The sequence below is a fragment of the Providencia sp. Marseille-Q8014 genome, from assembly GCF_965112055.1.
In genome coordinates this window covers 2,216,619-2,239,128 of the sequence record NZ_CBCOPT010000001.1, presented here as the reverse complement: position 1 = coordinate 2,239,128, position 22,510 = coordinate 2,216,619, and the positions used below count along the sequence as shown (strand labels likewise).

The window sequence follows — 22,510 nt, the reverse complement described above, 5'->3', positions numbered from 1 at the left end:
TGGCAATTTGATACATTGGGCGATAGTGTTATATCGCTCAAATAATTTGAAGCTAGAAGGTGATTTATTGACTTTCTAAAGAGGCAAGAAATACGCGTAAAATTTGATTTAACGACGCCTGTTCTTCAGGGCTTAAACCTTCCACTAGCCTTGCTTGATTGGCAACATGTTTTTCAATTGCTTGATCGATGAGAGCTAATCCACTGTCAGTTAATGAAACCAAAAAACCACGCCCATCTTCAGGATTAGGGTGGCGTGCGACTAACCCAATTTTTTCTAGCTGATCGATTCGATTTGTCATTGTCCCTGACGTAACCATGAGAGTAGCAAGCATATCACCAGGGGATAGGGTATAAGGACTTCCTGCTCGGCGTAAGGTTGCTAGCACATCAAAGCTTGAACGATTAAGGCCAAATTGCGCAAATACTTTTTCCATTTCACGAGTGAGATGGAAAACGATATTGCTTAAACGACCTATCAAGCCCATCGAACTAATATCTAAATCGGGACGTTGATTGGCCCATTGTTGAGTGATTTTATCTATGCGATCCATAGGTGAATTATGTCAATAATTTATCTTGACGTCAAGGTAAGTTAAAACTATCTTGATATCAAGATAAATTAACCGAGTTTGATAATGAATCGTTATTCCATTTTATTGCTAACTGCATTAGCACCTATTGTTTGGGGAAGTACTTATTTAATTACTACGGAAATGCTACCCGCTGGATTTCCGCTAACTTTAGCGGTATTAAGAGCGTTACCTGCGGGTTTATTATTATTGATTTGGCTGCGTAAGCTGCCACAAGGCGTATGGTGGCTACGGGTTATTGTATTGGGGATCTTAAACTTTTCGTTATTTTGGTGGTTGTTGTTTGTTTCAGCGTACCGTTTACCTGGTGGTGTTGCTGCAACGGTGGGGGCTGTACAACCGTTAATTGTATTGTTTTTAAGCTATTGGTTGTTGAAAAGTCAACTCTCAGTACTATCAATAGTCGCTTCATTGACAGGTATTGCAGGGGTTGCAATATTGCTATTAACTCCAAGTGCAGCGCTGGACTTTACAGGTATCATTGCAGGATTTGCTGGCGCTTTTTCGATGGCAGCGGGTACCGTACTTAGTCGACGTTGGCAGCCACCGGTGACACCATTAACTTTTACTGCTTGGCAATTAACAGCAGGTGGAGTGGTATTATTACCGTTTGCTTTATGGTTAGAGCCTGCATTACCTTCACTCACCGTCATGAATATGCTTGGGATCAGCTATCTAACTTTGATTGGTGGTGCATTAACTTATGCATTATGGTTTAGAGGACTTGCATTATTGGGGCCGAGTTCGGTCGCTTCTTTAGGTTTTTTGAGCCCAGTGAGTGCAGTTGTATTAGGCTGGATAGTATTAGAACAGCACCTAAGTTTATTACAATTTGTTGGTATGGTGGTGATATTAGTTAGTGTTTGGGGGAGTCAACAGTCAGAAAAACGATTAGCGCAACGGAAATTACAACAAGCCGTATAATTAAGCGACTAATTAATAAAAATAACTATAAATTTATAATATAAGAAAAGGGCAAGTCGTATCCGGACGCTTTGCCCTTTAGTTTGTTTACTGCTGGTGGCGCGAATGTCAGTAGCTTTGTTGAATAACTCTTCCGCTTGCCAAAATGGCTTTCAAGGATTGAGGGGGTAAATCGTTAAAGGCTTGTTTAGAAAAATTGGCCATAATGACGGTTCCATCACTAAAAGTTGTCTTTTGTACCCATCCTTCATTATCGAGCCATTGGAAGCCCACCATCTTTTTGTCCCATAAAACCTCGTGAAATGGACGATAAACTTCATTTGACCTGAGTATGTCAGGGAGCCGTTTTTGGATTGTATTACGACTTAAATTATATAGAGGTGCTGTATTATATAATTGGCTGAGTAGTTCCCGAGTTGTTTGTACCTCTGGGAATTTCAGATTATCGAAAGTCCAGTGATGAGTGCTAATGATAGTATCATGAAATACAGCTTGATATAGCGGGAGCCGCCAGCGAGGATCAAATTCAACCGTTAAATAAGGTTGTTTTAATTTTGCTTTTTTGAAGAATGTAGCGGGCTCATTTTCAGGCCACCATGCACCTAAATAGTAAGGCGAATTTTTATCTTTATGGATGCTCTGATCTCCCCAACCAAATCCCCAAGTTTCCATTCCATGAGCAAACATTAAATGTTTGGCTGTTAAGGCATTACCATCTTCAGACCCGAGAGGGATCCTAAGGTTTTTTTCAATCCATTCTAGACGTGTATTACGTGCCTGAGCCATTTGTTGTGCGCTCGTTCTATTCTCTGGATGATAGTCATTCGTCACCATCGCAGTACCATCAACATCTAGGAATAGGCTATTAGTGTGTGATAATTCAAGGATATTTTTGATTCTATTTTTTGAGTAATTCAGCATACAGCCTGGATTAAGGTAATAGCCTTGACCTCCAAACCCCGGTAGTTTTTGGCCATTTTTTTGCACAATGGCACATTTTTTACGTAACTCGGAGGGAATCTGAGCGGTAAGCCATTGGTCATTCACTCCAGCAGGGATCCCTGTGTCATAGGAGTCATAACTGCCGATTAAATAACCTAGTTCTAATGCCTGATCGACGGCTTGAGGCTGATAAAAGGTGACAACCCAATTATCAACACCTAACCAAATTCTATCTAATCCTCTAATATTTAGCTGGTTAATTAGAGGAATGGATAACCCTTGTCCCCAATTTTGACTAGCGGTTAACCATGGACCTAATTGCAGAGCAGCGAAACGTTTAATTTTTTGAGCTTGCATTTGCTGATGTTGTAAAAACTCCGCATCGTAAGGGGCTTTAGAATTAGGAATAATGCGTTTAAAAGCATTGTTTAAGGCATTGGTTAAATAAGGCCGCTGCCATTCTTCTGGGGGAGCAAGTGTGATTTTTTTGAAGGCGATTTGTGCATCCTTTTCAAGAGCTTGCCAAATACGTTTGCCGCTCGAAGATTGCAAATATTGGCTTAGCCCTTGCCAATCTTTAATATCCTGTTGATCAAGTAATCCTTTACCCCAAACATAAATATGGGTAGCACCAATTAATTTATAACCATCATGTATATAGGTAAATTTTTCTCGTAGTGTTTTTATTTCACCGATGGATTCTAAATATTGCCGATACGCAAGCGCTCCATCAATAGGAGAGTTACCAACCGAAAGAATAACGTCAAAAGGTTGCTCAAGATTAAAGTGGTCGAAAATATGACCAGAAGACATGTGTAGTTGTTTAGATTGTGTTGAAAAATTAATTTTATTATTAAATGGATTTATTAATAGCCAGCTATATACTCGATTTTGTTGTTGGCTCCATAAAGGAAGTTTTAGGTCATAATTGGTATCAATACCATTTTGTTCCTTTAATAAATATTGTTGCCATATAATATTGTTAGTTGGAATATGGCTACCTTCACCCAGTGGCATATATAATGCAGAGATGTCCTTAGGTGATTGATACCAAAAAAATGTTTGAACTTGACTAGTTGTAAAACGTAAACGAAGTTGCTGACCTTCAAGTCTAGCAGAAACGTTCATTTGCCTGTCTGGCCAATACCAACTGGCTTTATCGTCAGTTGCTTTGATTTTTTGGGTTGTACGCTGTTGAATTCCCTTATTAATAACTTCATTTTCATGGGCGATTTTTAGCGTTTCAGGTTCTATAGTAATAGAAAAATCATTATTTTTGAGTGTTAAACCATGAGAAATTGAACTAATAAATAATAGCGTTATGGCGAGTTTACAATGGTATTTTTTCATGCAGTAAGAAACCCGTGTTTATAATATATTGGTACTGTGGTAAATAAAATCTTAACCTGCACATAAAAAAAACAAAAACAGATTTAATGATGGGTTAAAGTTCGAATTAATCGTATTAAACAAAATATACTTTTCTACAAAACTATTTTTCGTTGAATAATTACTGTTACATAAAATGTTAATGTGTTCTATTAATATTAGGCGTAATATTCGGGATTATCGCGGCAAATGTGTGCCCGTGGCATAATTGATCCATCAAAGTCGTACTCATTGCTGTTCCATCGGTAGAAAAATAGAAAGCAGATCATCCCTTTATGATTTGTTTTCTATTTTTCTTATCATCCAATCAAATTAGCAAGGGGTCGGCAACTTGACACATCTTCAGACTTTGAGCAATATCCATAGGACCACGATAAAGAGGGGCACCTAAGGCTGAAAAATGTGCTATCGCTTGTGTAAAATTGCTGACATGTCAATATAAGAGAGTCCTTTTTGCCTGCGCTGATTTTGCTATCCGTTTGCACTGTTTCGATAGAAAAATCATCTAGATGTAATAAAATGAAATCAAACTCAGGTAAATATTCTGTAATGGTATTCGAAAAAGCGTTTTGGAACTAAGCCAATCTTTCACTGACATTCGGAACATGAATTAAAGTTGCAGTAGAGCTAGTGATTCGCGCCATAAAGTTATTTAAGAAAAAGCGATGAGTGATTTAGATTTCAATTAGATATGTAGGGATAATATTTGGAGAGACTAAAAAGTAATCAAGTGTTATTTTTTAGCCAGTAAAGTCACCTCGAATATTGTCGTATTTCGCTCAAGAATTTACGACTCATTCTAATTTAACCTGGGGCCAATATGCTATTTTCTAATGAAGAAAACACACTACCCATTGCCGAGGATGCTTTTTTATTAAAAGGCTTTTTATTAGGAAATGGTGAGGCGCTATTGTTGGCATTAAATCAGGTCGTAGAACAATCGCCTTTTCGTTTTATGGTGACACCTGGGGGGCATAGTATGTCAGTTGCTATGACAAATTGTGGTCCATGGGGATGGGTCACTGATGGACAAGGTTACCGTTATCAAATGAGTGACCCTGTCACAAAAGAAGCTTGGCCAACTATGCCCGCTATTTTTATGACTTTGGCTCAAGAAGCCGCTGAGATGGCCGGTTTCCCTAATTTTTTACCGGATGCTTGCTTAATCAATCGTTATTCTATTGGGGCAAAGTTATCTTTGCATCAAGATAAAGATGAAACTGATTTTTCGCAGCCCATTGTTTCTTTCTCCTTAGGACTACCTGCAATATTTGATTTTGGCGGTAAAACCCGAGAGGCGCCCAAAAAAGCATTATTATTGGAACATGGTGACGTTGTCGTTTGGGGGGGAAAGTCGCGATTAAATTACCATGGTGTACGTAGTATCAAAGCGGGGAGTCACCCTGTTTTAGGCGAATATCGTATTAATATCACTTTTCGCCGCTGCCAGTAAAAATGAGTTAATAGATTATTTTTCCATCATGTATAGGTTGGTGATATTTCAATACAGATGGTTAATTCCTTCAACTGTAGCAGCCTGTTGTTCATTGGAGGTAAATAAACAGAAAAATACCCTTAATATTATTAGGTAAATTATACGCCATCATTTTATGCATAAATTTATGTTGTCATAATTTAAAAAACTACCCAATAAAGGTTAAACAGTATTTAAAACAGGTATGCAACGTAGACTATTGAAGATAGCCCATTATCAGAATATAAATAGTGACTCAAAAAATACTAACAAAAATAACACTGGGAATAATAATGTACAGTTTTCAAAATGATTATAATGAAATAGCACATCCGTCAGTCATGAATACGCTGAATAACTTAGTTGGAAAGCGTTTTGATGGCTATGGTACTGATCAATATACTCAACAAATAGCAGATAAGATTAAGTTGAGAATCGGATGTCCTGATGCGGATATACATTTTTTTAATGGTGGGACCATTACCAACTTAACCGCAATTTCGCATGCATTACGTCCACATCAAGCCGTAATTGCCGTAGAGTCTGGACATATTGCAACTCATGAGACTGGCGCTATTGAAGCGACCGGCCATAAGGTGATTACTGTTCGCTCAGAGTCAGGTAAGCTTGAACCTCAGCATATTCAGGCGGTGTTGGCAGAACACAATGATGAGCATGCGGTTCAACCTAAATTAGTTTATATCAGTAATTCAACTGAAATTGGAACAGTTTATCGTAAGCAAGAGCTTCAAGCACTTCGCACTGAATGTGATAAACATGGACTATTACTGTTTATGGATGGCGCACGTTTAGCCTCTGGATTGATGTCCAGCAACAGTGATTTAACGATTGAAGATATCGCCCAATTAACGGACATGTTTTACATTGGCGGGACAAAAATAGGCGCATTTGCAGCAGAAGTATTGGTTATTTTAAACCCCACACTAAAATCAGATTTTCGTTATTCGTTAAAACAAAAAGGGGCTTTACAGGCTAAAGGTTGGTTGTTAGCTGCTCAATTTGATGCATTATTTACCGATGATTTATTTTTCCAGCTAGGTGCTTATGTGAATAATAAAGCGGCTCAGTTAGTGAAACTTTTTGAAGAAAAAGGGTTTGGGTTCCTAGCGCCACCAGAGTCTAATCAAATTTTTGTGATTCTACCCAATGAATTAGCTGAGAAGCTGATGACTCATTATGTATTGCGCAAAATTTGTGAACCTGAACATGGCCAAAGTTGTTTACGTTTATGTACATCTTGGTCAACAACACAGCAAGATGTCGACAAGTTCATTACCACATTTAAGTCACTTATTTAAGCTAAAGATGCAGAATAAAGTGACTGGATGACATTGTATAGGGGAAGTGGCTCCGATAATGTTTGATATTATCGGGGACACTTCAATGCGGTGGTGAATTGCGTCTTTAAAGCCCCTTGTTTGTATATTAATAGGTCAGTTTCTCTCGAGTAAACATTCACAATTCCATTTTTCGTTGGGGTATTGAACTGATTTTCCTTTGGGAAAGGATCTTTTTTCTCGAACATTTAGAAAATTAGGTATGCGATTGAAATAGCAATGCCTCTTATCTAAGGAAGTTGGTAATATAGGCTTTGATATTGTGATTACAGGATAATGTTATGTTTATTTGGGTAGATGCAGATGCCTGTCCAAAGGTGATCAAAGAAGTATTATACCGTGCAGCTGATCGCGAAAAGGTTCAGGTAACGTTTGTTGCTAATCAACGACTAACCGTTCCTCCTTCTGCTTTTTTACGTACGTTACAAGTCGCTGCTGGTTTTGATGTGGCAGATAATGAAATAGTACGCCGTGCACAGCAGGGTGATTTAGTCGTGACTGCGGATATTCCTTTAGCTGCTGAAGTGATGGAAAAAGGCGCTATAGCACTGAATCCTAGAGGTGAGCGTTATAGTGAAGCAACCATTCGTGAGCGTTTAACTATCAGGGATTTTATGGATACAATGCGGGCGAGTGGCGTACAAACAGGAGGGCCTGCTAGTTTAAATCAGCGTGACCGTCAACAGTTTGCTAATGAGTTAGATAAATGGTTACTACACCGCAGAAAGCAGCTAGCAACTCAATAGATTCATTATCCTACCAATGTGTGTCATCTTAACAAAATCGATTTAAGATGACATAGTCTATATGTTAAATGAGTGAATACTTATCCGCGACTTCTAAAAACACATCTATCAGTGAGATCTCTTATTATTTTTTATTTCTACTGGCCTTTATGATTTGGCCTATGATGAACATATTCAATCACGGTTCCGTCAGGATGAATGGCATTAAAAGCTTTCCCTGTGGGAACGTTTTGGAGTGGAAAAATAATTTTTGCTCCTGATTGGATAAGCTTATCGTAATAAGGTTGTACATCATCCACTAATAAAGTGGTATGCGTGCTCGTAAAGGGCACTAATTTTTCATCGGGGCCTTCAATAATAAGAAAAGCACCGACCATCGCGAGACGTAATTGATGTTCAGGGAACGGAAAGAAGCCATCCATGGTGACTTTTTGCAATTGTTCATAAAAAGTGATGCTGTCTTCTAGTTCCCCTGGTGCGACAAAAACACGGGCCATCACTCGAGGGGTCGTTAAGTGTTCACTTGATGGCTGTTTACGCCATAACTGTGTTAATTTCATTATTTTTACTGCCATTTTGGACATTCTATAGGTTAAAAAATATAAGTAATTTTATAAAATATCGAGTCATTTCTGAGTCTATTTTGTTCTAATATTTACCAATAAAGTATAAAGGGTCCTAGGCTGTTTTTATTGCCGTATGAGAATGTTCAGATAATTGAAAATCTCATTAATATAAATACGCTATTCATTGATATTTACGGTAAACTTTAAAAAAATATCTAACAAGAATGTAAGGAATAACATGGAGCCTGTTTTTCAAAAACCTCGTTGGTTGCGTGATTTACTACGATTTATTCCCTTAAAAAGTCAATTCGTACTATTTGGTAATGTGCGTGACCTGCAAGCCAGTGAAATTGCCCCTAATATAGTTACGCCATTACCTTTTAATCAGGCTCTTTTTAATGGTCTTTTTGATGCAGGCTATGCGCATGTTATTACTTATACCCCCCTTATGGGATTTCAGTGGGTAACGCATCCTTCTCGCCAAGCACAAGAAGGAGACGTGTTAATGCAGCAATTAGGGTTAACAGCGTCAGGAGGGCGTGCGGCCGGAGGTATTGACCTTCTTAATCAAGTGTTAGAAAAATGGATAAATTATCAGGAACAGCCGATCGCATTATGTATTGATTTTGCGTCATGCCTGATTTCGCATCATGCCAATTTAACCCCTGCTGAACATAGCCTATTTACGCGTGCACTGGTTGTTTCCCATCAAGCGAAAGCTCGGCCTGCTGGAGAGAAAAATCAGCCCTTCTTCAATACGTTGTTTTGGATTGTGGAAAAGGAAACTGATTTACCGGATTGGTTTCTCGTTAATAATCCACGGATACGGGCGATTTCTGTTGCCAAACCGGATAGTTTAGTAAGACGCCAATTGGCACCAACATTATTGGCTTCACTGCAAGGTTTTGGGCAACTTGTTGATTCAGAAAAAGAGCGTGTCATCAATGATTTTATTGATGAAACAGAAGGGTTATTGTTGCTTGACCTTACAGCAATTATTCAACTAGCCCGTATTGAATTGGTCGAGGTCTCTCGTATCAGCGATGCAGTACGACGGTATAAAGTTGGGATAACTGAAGATCCATGGAAAAAAATTGATAAGCAAAAAATACATAATGCACCACAGGTTATTCAACGCCGAGTGAAAGGGCAGCAACACGCGATCACTCACTTATTGGATATCATTAAACGGGCTATGACGGGGGTTGCTAATCACAAAGGTGGTCGCCCACGTGGTGTTGTCTTTCTTGCAGGACCTACGGGAGTTGGTAAAACTGAGCTTGCAAAAACTGTCACTCAGCTGCTATTTGGTGATGAAAATGCGTACATCCGCTTTGATATGTCGGAATTTAGTGCTGAACATGCAGATCAGCGCCTAATAGGAGCACCTCCAGGCTATGTTGGCTATGATTCTGGCGGTGAGTTAACGAATGCCATTAGAGAAAAGCCTTTTAGCGTTGTGTTATTCGATGAAATTGAAAAAGCACACCCACGTTTGATGGATAAATTCCTCCAAATTATTGATGACGGTGTATTAACTTCGGGACGTGGCGATCGCGTTTATTTTTCTGAATCACTCATTATTTTTACCTCAAATCTTGGTATTTACCGTTTAGATGATAATGGTGAAAGAGTCGCGAATGTACAGCCGCATGAGCCATTTGAAACCGTCACGCGTAATGTCAAAAATGAAATTGAGCGTCATTTTAAATTGGTGCTTAATCGACCTGAATTGCTCAACCGAATTGGTGAAAATATCATTGTATTCGATTTTATTCGTCCTGATGTCGCCGAGCAGATATTTGAGCAAATGGTCAGTAATATTCTTTCCGGACTAGATAAACAAGCGTTGAATATCTCCATTTCTCCACAAGCGAAAGAAGGCCTAAAAAAACGTTGTTTGTCTGATTTGTCAAATGGTGGAAGGGGAATTCGCAATCAATTAGAGGCTTATTTAATTAATCCATTATCACGGGCCATATTTGATAGTGAATTGACTGCTGGAGTAAATTATCAAATAACAGATATTGAAATTGGCGAGCTGACACATATCACATTACAGCCGCAGGTCAGTTAAAGCATGAAAATCAGTCTTTCACGCCTACATTTTCCTGTTACAACCTTAGGACCTGGCCAGAGAATTGGTTTGTGGGTACAAGGTTGTTCTTTGCACTGTAAAGGATGTTTATCGCCCGATACTTGGCATCAACGTGATAATGCAATTGAGATCAGTGAGCTGATTGCACAACTTAGTCAATGGTTTCCTTTTGCGGATGGTATCACCATTTCCGGTGGTGAACCTTTCGAACAACCAAAAGCGTTGCAGCAGTTGCTGAAAGCGTTACGACAGCACTTCCAGGGAGATATTTTCGTTTATAGCGGTTATGAATGGGAGCAAATCAAGCAGCAGGTTTTAGAAATGGATGGATTGATTGATGCGCTGATGAGTGGCCCTTACCAAGAGAATGCGCCACAAACGCAAGCTCTTAGAGGAAGTGATAATCAGCAATTACACCGGCTCACCCCCCTTGGCGATGCGCGATTTGCTCAATACGACAGAGCGTTAACCGAAAATGATAAAATACTTGATTTAGCACTTGATCAGACAGGGCGTATCTTTTTAACAGGCATCCCACAGCGCCATGATATGTTGCGTTTACGAACATTACTTGAGCAACAAGAGCAGCCCCTAAAACAACTAAAGAAATAACCTAAATTGGAATAACGGATGACCATGATACGCTTTTGTCCACACTGCCACACAAAACGTCCATTAACCGAGATTTTTTGTGAAGGAGATATAAACAATCAAACTTGTGGCTGGGATCTGACTCTTGAACCTATTCATGATGAGGACTGGGAAGCTCCGAACCAAGACAAGGTTATTTCAATTGACACGGCTAAAGATAATCAAGGTATTGACTTAGCTCATGACACTCCGCCAATAAAAAATAGTGTTTGCACCAACGGCCATCCAATGGAAGAGGGTGAGCTCATTTGCTTCCAATGTGGTGCGGATATTGCTGAAGATCAACAGAGCGATATTAATCAGCCCGTGATTTTGGCTGAACGAATGATAGGTAATTGGTGTTTACAGCAGCGAATTAATGATGTCGATAGTGAACGAGAACGTTACGCTGTCACAAATAAAATAACCGGCCAAGTAGGTGTGCTCACACTCTATCAAAAGGGCGAAGAGCCTGATCTTGCTATCTATCAGGTATTAAACGTTATTCCTGTCGAACATATCCCAGTTTTTTATGAAACAGGGCGTTGGGAAAATCGAGCTTGGCATGTAACAGAAACATTAACGGGGGGATCGCTCAGTCAATTTATTCAGCGAGGTGAGTTTTGGCGACCAGATGAAATTCCACGATTGGTCGAGGAGATGGGGCAAGCGCTAGCGACATTCGCTGAACATGGCTTGCGTCATCGGGCGTTGAGACCTTCTAACTTACTGATCCGTAGTCGTGAACCATTAGATATCGTAGTGATCGAATATGGCTCGGCTAGCTTATCTGAGTTTGACCTTGATATTGTTTCACCGTTAGATATCTCACGCTATACCGCGCCTGAAACGCTTGCTGGTGGAGTTTGTGCAGCTTCTGACTGGTGGAGCTTAGGCATGATTTTGCTTGAACAACTTACGCGAGGTCAGTGTTTTGAGCATATTCATGATAACGCTTTTTTGATTCAAATTATGACCAATGGTGTAGAGCTACCCGATGATTTGGATCCTAACACTCAATTATTATTGCGAGGCTTATTAAATAGGGATCGTTTTTTGCGTTGGCAGTGGCCGCAAGTTTCTGCTTGGCTACAAGGTCGTCCGGTACAAGCGCTTGAAACAACACCTGCTCATCGTGATTTCGTATCGCATAGCTTACAGTTTGCGGGACATCAATTTAAACATCCTAATGAATTGGCCATGATGGCTGCTGAGGCGACGCATTGGGATGATGCCGTTGCGATGTTAACACGAGGGGAAATAACTTCTTGGTTAGCAAAATTTGCTGATATGGGGAACGTGCTTAGTCAGTTACAACGTTTAGTGGGTCATTCCGAGCTGGAAGATAACCTTAAACTGACTTTAGCACTACGGATCCTGAATCCTAATATTCCTTTTGTTTATCAAGGAGAAATCATCACTCCAGCTTGGTTATTGACGCATCCCGCATTAGGTTATCAATTCATTAGTGAACCGTTGACTGATGAAATCCAACGTATTGACGAACAACATTGGCTAGCTCAACTTTATTACCGTCAATGCCGTATTCGACAGCGTGCGGAGCAACAAAAAATTCCTTTAAATGAGGAAAGTTTAAAACTTTATCTGTTGATAACGTCCGCCAGTCAGTTAGCTGCACGTTGGGATATTTTTCACCAACAGTTTTCGGATACTCATAACGATAGCTTAAAAGTATTGATTGGGAAGCAGAAGCTGCAAGAGGATGATTATATCCTGTTGCTAAGTGCCGATATTGGGCAATTTATCTCATTGGAAACGATAACCAATGAGGCGGCACGATTAGCTCAACAACAGGATATAAGTGATTTTGATGAGACTATTGCTAAACAACAATTAACATTACCACGCGCTGAATTATTTCAACAATTAGTCGACCGGTTAGCGGGTTTTAAGCGTATTGGTATTCTTGTGATAGACCAGTGGGTAGACACTTTTTTACTGACGCGCCGCTTACCATTACCACAAATTCTAGTCATGCTCGCTATCCCAAAAGAGCAGTGGCAAGTGCCCGAATCGCAGAAATATATTCTTGAAGTTTTAAACTTTTTTTCGAAAAGATTAGTGTCTGTCACTCAACGGGGTAATCTAGTCCGTATGCGCTTAACCGCAAACGCGGGTCGCGTTGATTTAGTTGAATGCGCAAGTTCTACCTCGGGTGCAGATAAACTCCTTGAGCATCTGATCAATCGGAAAAGTCGTCCTATCACGGTAGACGGTGATCTTCTGTTACAGCGCAAAGGTGTGAACAATCGTTTATGGACGTTACAGTCAGATACTCAGTTGTACCAGAGAGATACTGGTATTAATGGAATGTACTTGGGTTTTCCATTTTTATTGCTGAATACACAGCCTAATCAAATTAAACCTAGGATTGCGCCTTTATTTTTATGGCCAGTATCCATCCAATCGACGGAATTACAACGAGGTCCAATACAATTAGCTTTTGATAATGAGAGAGCGGCCGTACGCTTAAATCCAGCGTTGGCCAATTTTGTTGGGATCCCTGCCATGAGTGAATGGCAGAAAGTGCTGGATAAAATTCTGTCTTTGGCTGCTTTGAGTGTGGAAGAGGTCATGACAACACTCGCCAACACCTTGCCAGCAAGAGAATTGGCACTGACACCATTACCTTCGATTACGGAGGAAGTTCCAGAAAATAGCGCGCAAATTGTGTGTTCAGCCGTACTATTTCATACCTCATTCATTGGTCAGGCGATCAGTAGTGATCTTAGATTGATCGCATCGCAATCAATTCAACAAACGGCGCTTGCCACTATGCTGAATCTTGACCATTCAGAACCTCAACAGAGCAGCCCGATAAAAACGGATGAGCAATATTTTTTATCATTACCTGACCCTTCTCAAGAGTCTGTGGTACAAGCGGCTCGACAAGGTACGGGTTTATTAATTGAAGGGCCTCCCGGAACAGGCAAAAGCCAAACAATTGTGAACTTAATCGCAGATGCGATAGGGCACCAACAAACCGTACTGGTTATTTGCCAAAAACCGGCAGCGCTGGACGTTGTGTATAAACGCTTAGTTGCCAATGGATTAACCGATCGGGTACTTTTGATCAATCAGAACCAAAAGCCTCGAGAAATTATTCAAGCGGTGAGAGAGCAAATTGAACAGTTATGGGGCAGGTTAGCCATAGCGTTACATGATGATGATTGGCGTCATCAACGTCGACAAATACAAGCCACGCTGAAGCAGCATGAGTGCCTACTTGATGATTATTATCAGGCGATGTTTAGCGAGGATGAACAGCTAAAACTTTCTTATAAGCAGGTACTATCTGAATTACTGCTGACTGAGCAAACCGATTATTTTTCATTAGACAAGGATCAAATACAGCCTTATCTCGCATCATTAGATAGGCATACCGTGATTCAGTTTGTGCATGATCTGAAAAGCCATGCTCCACGTTGGTTATCGCTCAATTACCAGAATAACCCGTTGAATTGCTTAACTACTTTCTTATCACATGACTCGCAATACCACTGTTTTAATCACTATTTTCCACAGTGGGTGGATGATGAACAACAGCGTGAAAATGTGAATGCTGTAAGTAAAAGCCAAATCAATATTCACGAGCTAACCAATCATAGAGCCGCCTTTAGTCAATGCCAAAAACAATTTTCTGCATTGACGACGGAACAATGGCACCATTTTTCACAGTGGTTAACCCTATTTTTAACTGAAAATGGTAAACAAACCGTCGGCACGATGATCATACAGCAGTTAACGCAACTGAATGATCGTTTATGTATGATTGATACTACCGCGTGTGACCCTTTGTATTTTCCACTGTTTACTCAGTTAGATCACGACAATTTAAGCGAATTATCTCGCGCTATTAGCGAAAAACGCCAAGGCTCATTACTCAAGTTTTTCAATCCTTTTTACTATGTACGTAAAAGTAAGTTAAACCAGTTTATTACTTCGAGTGGCATAGGAAAAGATGAGGGTAAACTACAGAGTCTGTTAAAAACTATCGATGTTGAACAACAATGGCGCTTATTGTATCAAGAATTACAGCCTATATATGGCCAATTAGCGATAGCGCCAACAGAATATGGGCAACAGTGGCGACATAAACTGAGTGGGCTAATTGAATTACTCAAACATGTTGAAGTCAATGCGACTATTTTGGCTGAATACCCACAACCTGAACATTTCCTTGATAGCATAAGAACTCAGCAGCATGATGGCTTTATGCAACAATGCCGTGAAGTGGAATCCGCTATCGTTAAGGCAGAAGCTCGACAAAGGAGTATTGAAACACTTAATCAACTAGCACCTACACTGAAAACAGAACATTTCCAGCAGTTTAAAGAAACGATTGAGGCAGATGGTTCATTAAGACAAATTATTGAACAATTGCAACGTGCGCTGCCAGACTTAATTCAGTTTCAATTGTTTAGAACTGAAACGGTACACTTTACGAATGCACATTGGCAGTGTTTGGCATTATTACAGCCTCAAATAAGCGAAGAGGAAATGCCACACTGGGTTGATACTCTAGCGAATACGCTGAAACACTATTTTTTCGTATTTGCTAAAAACAAAATTGAAACCCGATCACCCATTTTGAGTTTAAATCATTCTCAGCTTACTGAGCATATTACTAAGCTCTCTGAATTACAGAAGCAGTTGCAGCAATATAATAAACAAGCGCTAACACTCAATATAAATTCTTTATTATTAGCCACTCGTCGTGAATGGGAAGCGATTACCCGTCTCGCGGGGCCACGAGCAAGGCGATTACGAGAGTTTGTCAGTGAAGGATGTGAACTTGGGTTAATGCAATTACGACCAGTTTGGTTGATGACACCCGATGTTGCGAGCCAAATACTTCCTTTGAAAGCCGCGATGTTTGATACTGTTATTTATGATGAGGCATCGCAAATGCCTATTGAATTTGCTTTACCTACCTTATTTAGAGGTCGGCAAGCTATTGTCAGTGGTGATGAAAAACAGATGCCACCATCAAAATTCTTCAGTGGAAAAGTCGTCGAAGAAGATGGTGATGAGGAAGATGAAGAGCAGCAAGAACAGGTTGATGAGCAATGGAATTATCGCCAAATTAGTGATTGTCCAGATCTGCTCCATCTTGCGCGCACTGTATTGCCTATTCATTCCCTTGATATTCATTATCGCTCGGTGTATCGCGAATTAATCAATTTCTCAAATTATGCCTTTTATGAAAACAGGCTCAATATTCCTGCTCAGCACTCCAAGAGAATTATTAATGATATCAAGCCATTAATGCTATTACCGATTAATGGTACTTATGTGAATCAAAGCAATGAAGATGAAGCGAAAGCGGTTATTGACCATTTAACTGAACTGTGGAAGCGACCATTTAATGAAAGACCGTCGATAGGGGTCGTAACCTTCAATCAAAAACAAGCTCAACTGATTAATCAACATATTCGAGCGAAAGTCCAACTTGATGAGCAGTTCCATCAGGCCTATATCGAAGAAAATCAACGACAAACTAACGATGAAGACATGTCGTTTTTTGTCAAAAATGTGGAAAACGTTCAAGGAGATGAACGTGATGTGATCTTATTTTCAACGACTTTTGGGCGTAACGTTCAGGGAACTTTTCGTCGTAATTTTGGGGTGTTGGGGCAAACAGGTGGTGAGCGACGATTAAATGTCGCCATTACACGCGCTCGTCAACAAGTGGTGATCATGTCATCAATGCCTATTGATGAGATCTCTGATTTACTCACGACTTACCGGAAACCTGAAATTCCTCGTGATTATTTACAAGGCTACTTAGCCTATGCCAAAAACCTGAATGATCCATTGATGCAACAAGAAAACCATAAATTGCTCAGTAGAATGTGTCATACCGCGGCAGCACAAGAAGAAACTACAATTCAATCAGATGCATTCGTTGAGTCTGTTGTCAGCTTCATTCGTTCACATGGATGGAAAATTGCCCCGCCAGAACATGTTGGTGTTTTCTATTTTGATTGCCTGATTGAAAATGAAGCAACAGGAAAATTTTTGCTAGGCGTTGAATGTGATATGCCACATCATTCACTGCTGCAACGTGCTCGAGCACGTGAGCTATGGCGAGCAGGGGTGTTGGAGCGTATTGTGCCACATAGGCATCGTGTCTCACTGACAGAATGGTATTATGCAAAAGAAGAGGCGCAACAACGATTACTTGATGCAATTCATCGTGCTTCATTAAATTAATAAAGGATAATTCATTATGAGTTCATCTGTTCACCGTATTTCTGTAAGAGAAATGAATGAGATCCGCAGTCGACGACAACTGGCAGTGATGAATAGGTTGTTTCAGCAATGGCAAGCTTTAAGTGAAAAGCGGCTCACTCGCAACGAAAGGACAACTCATATCACAACGGCATATCAAAAATTACGAGAAAAGCACGATAAAATTGCACAATTTTCCAGCCGTGAATTGAACGCATTTAATCAAGAAATGGCAAGTTTTACGGTAACTTTGAATAGTGAAATGCGCCAAATAAGAGAGCAATTCATTGAAGAACAAGCAATCGCTGCGCGTAGTCAATACCATCGCCAACGTAATCTTGCTGAATTACTCGAGCGGCTTCAGCAGCAAGCACCTCATGAAATAGCCTTAATTGCAGAGTTACAAAATAAGGCTATTTTAGATGATGAGCAGATGGCCTCGCTTATTTTTCGTGCGATGACAGTGCTGGAAAATGCCGCTAAATCACCAGCAGAAACGCAAAATGAACTGTTAACTCAGCTAAAAGCGCAGTCAGAAGGTAAAAGATTGTTTTGGCAAAGTGGTGGACCACAAAGCCCATTTGCAATCCAATGTGAACAAATTGCCTTGATGATTGAGAAACTAAATGTACTTGGCTGTCAAAAAGAGGCGACATTACACACAGAAAGATTAACTGAACTCCAATCAATGCCAGAGAATGCTCAGCGCCAGATGAGTGCAGACTCCTTAATTATGGTGATGGCTGAACAGTTACGTGATAATCAAAAACACCTTGAATTAATCGAAAGGCTGGCGCAGGTGAGAGATGAACTCGCAAGTTTTGAAAATGTAGAGTTTGCTTCACTTCTTCAACAAGCGGATCAAGCTTCAAGAATTAACCCAATCTCACAGATTGAGCGGTTAATTGAACAGATAGAAGCGGCCATAGAGCAAGCGGAAAATGCGATTGTTATCCGTGCGCAACGGGAAACCATACTTGAAGGTTTAAGCAAATTAGGCTACGAAGTGCGTGAAAACTCAGTGACTTCATGGTTGGAAAATGGGCAAGTGGTGATTACCCACCCCGCAACTCCGGGCTATGGCCTCGAATTGGGGGGGAAGCAGACGCGTTTTCAGGCTCGCACGGTGGCTTTTTCCTCACAACGTGATAATCAGCGTGATCACGATGTGGATGCTATTTGGTGTAACCAGCATCAACAACTGCAAGATATTCTTGCGCAATCAGATGCGGAGTTAATGATTGATAGGGCATTACCCGCAGGAAGTGGTGAGATGAAAGTAGTTGAAATCACAGATGAAAATGAACAAAATCGCAATATTATAAGCCATTTACCGCATCAAAAAACGTTGCGTTAATCACCCTCTTCTGTATGCGAAAAGGGCATTACCCCTTTTCGCGTACTCTAATACTTTGATGTTCGTTTACCAATGTTTGACATTACGATCAGCCTCGGTGACAGAAGTCAGTTTTGCTAATTGCGGTAATATTTTCTTTTTCAAATCATCCATAAAGCTATAGATAACAGGAACGAACAGTAAACTGAGAACGGTAGAACTGAGTAAACCACCAATCACGGCGACCGCCATTGGCGCTCTGAACCCTGCATCGGCCCCTGTAGTCAGCACTAACGGTATCATTCCCCCTATCATAGCGAATGTTGTCATAATAATAGGGCGAATTCGCTCTTGACCAGCCTCAATGATCGCGTTTTCACGGCTTAAACCGCGACGTTCTTTTTCTAAAATAAATTCAACTAATAAGATTGAGTTTTTAGTGACGATGCCCATTAACATTAAAATACCGATAATAACAGGTAAGTCGATCATTGCACCGTACAAGACAAGAGCGATGATTGCACCACCGATGGAAAACGGCAGAGCCGCTAAAATGGTAATAGGCTGCATAAAATCTTTAAATAAGATGATTAAAATAGCGAATACCAATAATACACTGAATAGCATAGTGGTACTAAAACGGTTAAACATATCATTCATGTATTCGATATCGCCATCTTCAAGCGGTTCAATGCTTAAGGGTAATGCGTTATATTCGGGAAGAGCCTTCACATTTTCCAATGCTTCACCGAGTGTTAACCCTTCTAAGTTTCCTTCAATGACCATTTTTCGAGAACGGTTCACACGGTCAATTTGGGTAGGGCCATCACTAAAATCGATATTAGTAACGGATTTGATAGGAACACTCAGCTGAGTATTACTTCGAACATAAAGATTGTTTAAAACATTAAGATCATCTTTTTGGTAATCAGGAAGTATCACCTGCAACGCTAATTGTCTTTCCGGTAAATTGAATTTAGCACTTCTGGAATTAGATTCGCCCATACTTGCAACACGTAAGGTATTTGCAATTTCATCTGCGCTTACCGCCGTACGACCTAAATCATCCGTCGAGGGCGTAACGATTAATTCTTTACGTAATAGCGGTTTGACAACGCGCACATTATTGATCCCTTTCACTGTTGCAATGCTATCGCGTAATGTGTGCATAGCCGCCTCTAATTCTTCAGGGTCAGTACCTGTGAATGTCAGCGAAAATTCTTTATTCCCATCACTATTACTAAAGGTATAACGTACGTCAGGACGTTGTTGTAATAAATGAGCAATCGAGTTTTCAAATTGCTTTTGAGACATGGCGCGTTCATGTGGTTCAATTAAAGTAAGAATAAGCTGGCCTTTATGTTGAGCAATACCATCGGCATCATCACTGATACCCGCAATAGTATAAATGGACTTAACTTCCTCTCTATCTCCGAGTAATTTCGCCAGATGACTGATCGCTTTATTTGTTTCTTCAACCGGTGTGCCTGGTGGTAATTCCACATCAATTTGGCTAACACTAATATCCCCCTCAGGCATAAATCCAGCGGGTAAATAGGCAATTGTTGAAACCGAGCCAATTAAAAATAATAACGCTAAAGACAAAGCAAGTTTACGATGCCGTAATGTCACTAATAAGAACCGTGTATATTTTAAGATCCACTTAGGGACGTTATCTTCTTTAACAGGTTTTGAGGTCGGTAATAATAGATAAGCGGCCATGAGTGGCGTGACTAATCGAGCAACGAGTAATGAAGATAAAACGGCCGCAGAGACTGTAATTCCAAATGGCACAAAATATTTACCAACAAATCCTCCGATAAAACTGACCGGCAAGAAGACCGCGACAATAGTTAATGTTATTGCGACGATAGCGAATCCAATGGCATCGGAAGCTTTTAATGCCGCTAAGTAAGGACGTTCACCACGTTCAATATATTTTTGGATATTTTCAATCTCAACTATCGCATCATCGACTAGAATACCAATGACCAGTGTTAATGCTAATAATGTAATACTGTTCAGGCTGTAATCAAAAATCGCTAATATAAAAAATGTCGGTAAAATCGACAGTGGTAAGGCGATAGCTGCAACAAGAGTGGCTCGCCAGCTTTTCAAAAAGAAGAAAACGATAATAATGGTTAAGAATGCGCCTTCCAAAAGTGTTTGGATGGTTAAATGGTAGCTTGATTCCGTATATTTTACGGTTGAAGATACCAATTCAATGGCAACATCGGGATGTTTTTGTGTGAGTTCTGCAATAGCGCGATTGACCTCTTCGGCAACGATTGTATCACTGGATCCTTTAGCACGAAAAACGGCAAAACCAACCACATCTTTCCCATCTAACTGTGAGACTGTTTTGGTTGTTTTTTGCCCTAAATAAATCGTAGCGATGTCACCTAGCTTAACCCATTGCTGGTCACTAAGCGGGAGTTGGATATTTTTAATATCATCAATATTTTTTTTCTCACCTAAAACTCGAATAGTGTGTTGTAGGTCATTATATTTTGATGATCCGCCTGCTGAGTTTTGGTGAACATTTCGCAGTAATTCGTTAATGCTGATAATAGAAAGTTGTAATGCGGCTAATTTATTCGCATCAGGTTCCACTCTAATAATACTGTCGGCTCCCCCTAAACGGTTGACCTTTTGAACACCAGGGATCATGATCAGTTGTTTGCTGATAGTATCGTCAACAAACCAAGAGAGGTCTGCAATAGATTGCGTATCCGATGAAATGGCGTAACGCAATATGGCACCACCCTCAACATCAACCCGATTAATTAATGGCTCATCGATAGTTTGGGGCAAATCACTTCTGATTTGTGCTATTTGCTCACGGATATCATTTGTTGCTATATAGGCATCAATATTTAAATCAAACTCAATGGTTGTCGTCGAAATACCCTCAGTAATCGTTGAATAGATATGACGAATACCGGGTATCCCTGATACAGCTTGTTCAATTTGTTTGGTCACTGCATTTTCTAATTCAGTGGGCGAGGAACCATCCTGAGTAACGGTTACCGTTACAATAGGGAAGCTAATAACAGGATTTGCAGTAACAGGTAAATGAATAAATGAAAATATACCTGCTATTGTTAATGCTAAAAAAATAACAATGGTAGGGATAGGGCGAGTAATTGCCCAAGAGGATAACTGCAATCTCATTTGATATCCTTTACAGGTATAACCTTATCATTTTCGGTCAGAAAAGCTTGAGCATTATTAACGACATTAATATCAGTAGGCAGTGGGCTTACTATTTCGACACGTCCTCCTTGTACTTGGCCTATGACGATTTTTTGCTGTTTAACGGTATTATTCTCGACAGTAAAAATGATCCTTTCACCGTTATCGATGGTTCTAATTGCACTATAAGGTAGGGTTAAAATAGGTTTTGCCGCTTTATTTATTATCGCCGTGCCCGACTCACCGAGTTGAATATTAGGGCGTTCATTTGTCATTGATATGCGTATTTTTCCTAACTGTGAGATTGCATCTATTTTAGGAGATAAATAGCGTAACTTGCCTATAAATTGGTTGTTATCATTTGCTTTTAATGTTATCGATTCAATGGTTGATAGCCGTTTCAGTTCAGAAGAATGCGCGAATGCTTCAAATTCAATTTCATTATTTTCAATGATTTTAAAAAGCAGCTGATTATCCGTTAACATGCCACGTATTGCATGTCGCTCACTGATAACACCAGAAATGGGCGCAATGATTTTTGATTTTTCTTGCTGGCTTTGTTCTTTTAATAATTGTGCTTGCAGCTGGCGCAGTTCAGCACGACTGGCATTTAACATAGCTTGTTGTGCCACGGCTTCCGATTTCGCTTTTTCAAAATCATTGGCTGAAATAACCCCCTTGTGTGCAAGAGGTTTTAATCGAGATAACTCTTTTTGTGATTGTTCTGATAATGCTTTCTGTTGCTGAATATAAGCTGCCGCCTTTTCTGTTTCTGCTTGTAATTGCTCGACTGACGCATTTTGGAGTGGCGATTCTAGCGTCGCTAATAGCTGTCCTTTCTCTACCCATTGGCCTTCTTCGACAAAAACATCGATGACCATTTGTTGCTGTAATGGTGAGCCAATGGCAACTTCATTTTTTGCGATAAATTTACCGGGTAAGCTAATAACCTCTATGTGCTCTATTTTTTGTGGTTGAGTTACACTCAGGCGCATATTTTCAGCG

The 22,510-nt window shown here is 40.1% G+C and carries 13 protein-coding genes; 8 read left to right on the top strand and 5 right to left on the bottom strand.

Annotated elements, in window-relative coordinates; all coding sequences use genetic code 11:
* Positions 1–64 precede the first annotated feature (64 nt).
* Positions 65–553 (bottom strand): MarR family winged helix-turn-helix transcriptional regulator, encoded by a 489-nt coding sequence (locus ACWPW6_RS09775; RefSeq protein WP_154624243.1) that lies wholly within the window; start codon positions 551–553, stop codon positions 65–67.
* Between the two features lie 84 nt (positions 554–637).
* Between ACWPW6_RS09775 and ACWPW6_RS09770 the strand changes: the two genes are divergently transcribed.
* Positions 638–1,516, top strand: coding sequence for an EamA family transporter (locus ACWPW6_RS09770; protein WP_247047895.1), 879 nt, complete (start codon positions 638–640; stop codon positions 1,514–1,516).
* A 108-nt stretch (positions 1,517–1,624) separates the two neighbouring features.
* On the opposite strand, the gene ACWPW6_RS09765 is transcribed toward ACWPW6_RS09770, so the two are convergent.
* Positions 1,625–3,808, bottom strand: a complete 2,184-nt coding sequence (locus tag ACWPW6_RS09765) for a glycoside hydrolase (RefSeq protein WP_249998744.1) — start codon at positions 3,806–3,808, stop codon at positions 1,625–1,627.
* An 859-nt stretch (positions 3,809–4,667) separates the two neighbouring features.
* Here ACWPW6_RS09765 and alkB point away from each other — a divergent pair.
* The 3 genes from alkB to ACWPW6_RS09750 all read left to right on the top strand — a co-directional run bounded on the left by alkB (position 4,668) and on the right by ACWPW6_RS09750 (position 7,425).
* On the top strand, positions 4,668–5,300 hold the full coding sequence (gene alkB, locus ACWPW6_RS09760; RefSeq protein WP_154622938.1) for a DNA oxidative demethylase AlkB: 633 nt from the start codon (positions 4,668–4,670) through the stop codon (positions 5,298–5,300).
* A gap of 314 nt (positions 5,301–5,614) precedes the next feature.
* The gene (locus ACWPW6_RS09755) at positions 5,615–6,640 is read left to right on the top strand and encodes a threonine aldolase family protein (protein ID WP_249998743.1); all 1,026 of its coding nucleotides are present in this window, start codon (positions 5,615–5,617) and stop codon (positions 6,638–6,640) included.
* Between the two features lie 320 nt (positions 6,641–6,960).
* Positions 6,961–7,425: a YaiI/YqxD family protein gene (locus ACWPW6_RS09750; protein WP_154622940.1), complete on the top strand. Its 465-nt coding sequence runs from the start codon at positions 6,961–6,963 to the stop codon at positions 7,423–7,425.
* A 137-nt stretch (positions 7,426–7,562) separates the two neighbouring features.
* On the opposite strand, the gene ACWPW6_RS09745 is transcribed toward ACWPW6_RS09750, so the two are convergent.
* Positions 7,563–7,985: a VOC family protein gene (locus ACWPW6_RS09745; protein ID WP_154622941.1), complete on the bottom strand. Its 423-nt coding sequence runs from the start codon at positions 7,983–7,985 to the stop codon at positions 7,563–7,565.
* Between the two features lie 244 nt (positions 7,986–8,229).
* Between ACWPW6_RS09745 and ACWPW6_RS09740 the strand changes: the two genes are divergently transcribed.
* From ACWPW6_RS09740 to ACWPW6_RS09725, 4 genes are read left to right on the top strand one after another with little or no spacing between them, the layout of a single operon-like run.
* Positions 8,230–10,068, top strand: coding sequence for an AAA family ATPase (locus tag ACWPW6_RS09740; protein ID WP_247047093.1), 1,839 nt, complete (start codon positions 8,230–8,232; stop codon positions 10,066–10,068).
* A 3-nt stretch (positions 10,069–10,071) separates the two neighbouring features.
* The gene (locus ACWPW6_RS09735) at positions 10,072–10,701 is read left to right on the top strand and encodes a 4Fe-4S single cluster domain-containing protein (protein WP_249998741.1); all 630 of its coding nucleotides are present in this window, start codon (positions 10,072–10,074) and stop codon (positions 10,699–10,701) included.
* A gap of 18 nt (positions 10,702–10,719) precedes the next feature.
* Positions 10,720–16,956: an AAA domain-containing protein gene (locus tag ACWPW6_RS09730; protein ID WP_454209659.1), complete on the top strand. Its 6,237-nt coding sequence runs from the start codon at positions 10,720–10,722 to the stop codon at positions 16,954–16,956.
* Positions 16,957–16,972: 16 nt separating this feature from the next.
* Positions 16,973–18,331, top strand: a complete 1,359-nt coding sequence (locus ACWPW6_RS09725) for a hypothetical protein (RefSeq protein WP_249998737.1) — start codon at positions 16,973–16,975, stop codon at positions 18,329–18,331.
* 66 nt (positions 18,332–18,397) lie between these two features.
* Here the strand turns inward: ACWPW6_RS09725 and ACWPW6_RS09720 are convergent, their stop codons facing one another.
* Complete coding sequence (locus tag ACWPW6_RS09720) at positions 18,398–21,484, bottom strand: efflux RND transporter permease subunit (RefSeq protein ID WP_249998735.1); 3,087 nt, start codon at positions 21,482–21,484, stop codon at positions 18,398–18,400.
* Positions 21,481–22,500: an efflux RND transporter periplasmic adaptor subunit gene (locus ACWPW6_RS09715; RefSeq protein WP_154623438.1), complete on the bottom strand. Its 1,020-nt coding sequence runs from the start codon at positions 22,498–22,500 to the stop codon at positions 21,481–21,483. Before ACWPW6_RS09715 ends, ACWPW6_RS09720 begins: the two co-directional genes overlap by 4 nt.
* Positions 22,501–22,510: the final 10 nt, after the last annotated feature.

Excerpts from the sequence above, each read along its gene's own strand:
- ACWPW6_RS09775 (WP_154624243.1), bottom strand. The coding sequence starts at position 553 with ATGGATCGCATAGATAAAATCACTCAACAATGGGCCAATCAACGTCCC.
- ACWPW6_RS09770 (WP_247047895.1), top strand. The coding sequence starts at position 638 with ATGAATCGTTATTCCATTTTATTGCTAACTGCATTAGCACCTATTGTT.
- ACWPW6_RS09765 (WP_249998744.1), bottom strand. The coding sequence starts at position 3,808 with ATGAAAAAATACCATTGTAAACTCGCCATAACGCTATTATTTATTAGT.
- alkB (WP_154622938.1), top strand. The coding sequence starts at position 4,668 with ATGCTATTTTCTAATGAAGAAAACACACTACCCATTGCCGAGGATGCT.
- ACWPW6_RS09755 (WP_249998743.1), top strand. The coding sequence starts at position 5,615 with ATGTACAGTTTTCAAAATGATTATAATGAAATAGCACATCCGTCAGTC.
- ACWPW6_RS09750 (WP_154622940.1), top strand. The coding sequence starts at position 6,961 with ATGTTTATTTGGGTAGATGCAGATGCCTGTCCAAAGGTGATCAAAGAA.
- ACWPW6_RS09745 (WP_154622941.1), bottom strand. The coding sequence starts at position 7,985 with ATGAAATTAACACAGTTATGGCGTAAACAGCCATCAAGTGAACACTTA.
- ACWPW6_RS09740 (WP_247047093.1), top strand. The coding sequence starts at position 8,230 with ATGGAGCCTGTTTTTCAAAAACCTCGTTGGTTGCGTGATTTACTACGA.
- ACWPW6_RS09735 (WP_249998741.1), top strand. The coding sequence starts at position 10,072 with ATGAAAATCAGTCTTTCACGCCTACATTTTCCTGTTACAACCTTAGGA.
- ACWPW6_RS09730 (WP_454209659.1), top strand. The coding sequence starts at position 10,720 with ATGACCATGATACGCTTTTGTCCACACTGCCACACAAAACGTCCATTA.
- ACWPW6_RS09725 (WP_249998737.1), top strand. The coding sequence starts at position 16,973 with ATGAGTTCATCTGTTCACCGTATTTCTGTAAGAGAAATGAATGAGATC.
- ACWPW6_RS09720 (WP_249998735.1), bottom strand. The coding sequence starts at position 21,484 with ATGAGATTGCAGTTATCCTCTTGGGCAATTACTCGCCCTATCCCTACC.
- ACWPW6_RS09715 (WP_154623438.1), bottom strand. The coding sequence starts at position 22,500 with ATGCGCCTGAGTGTAACTCAACCACAAAAAATAGAGCACATAGAGGTT.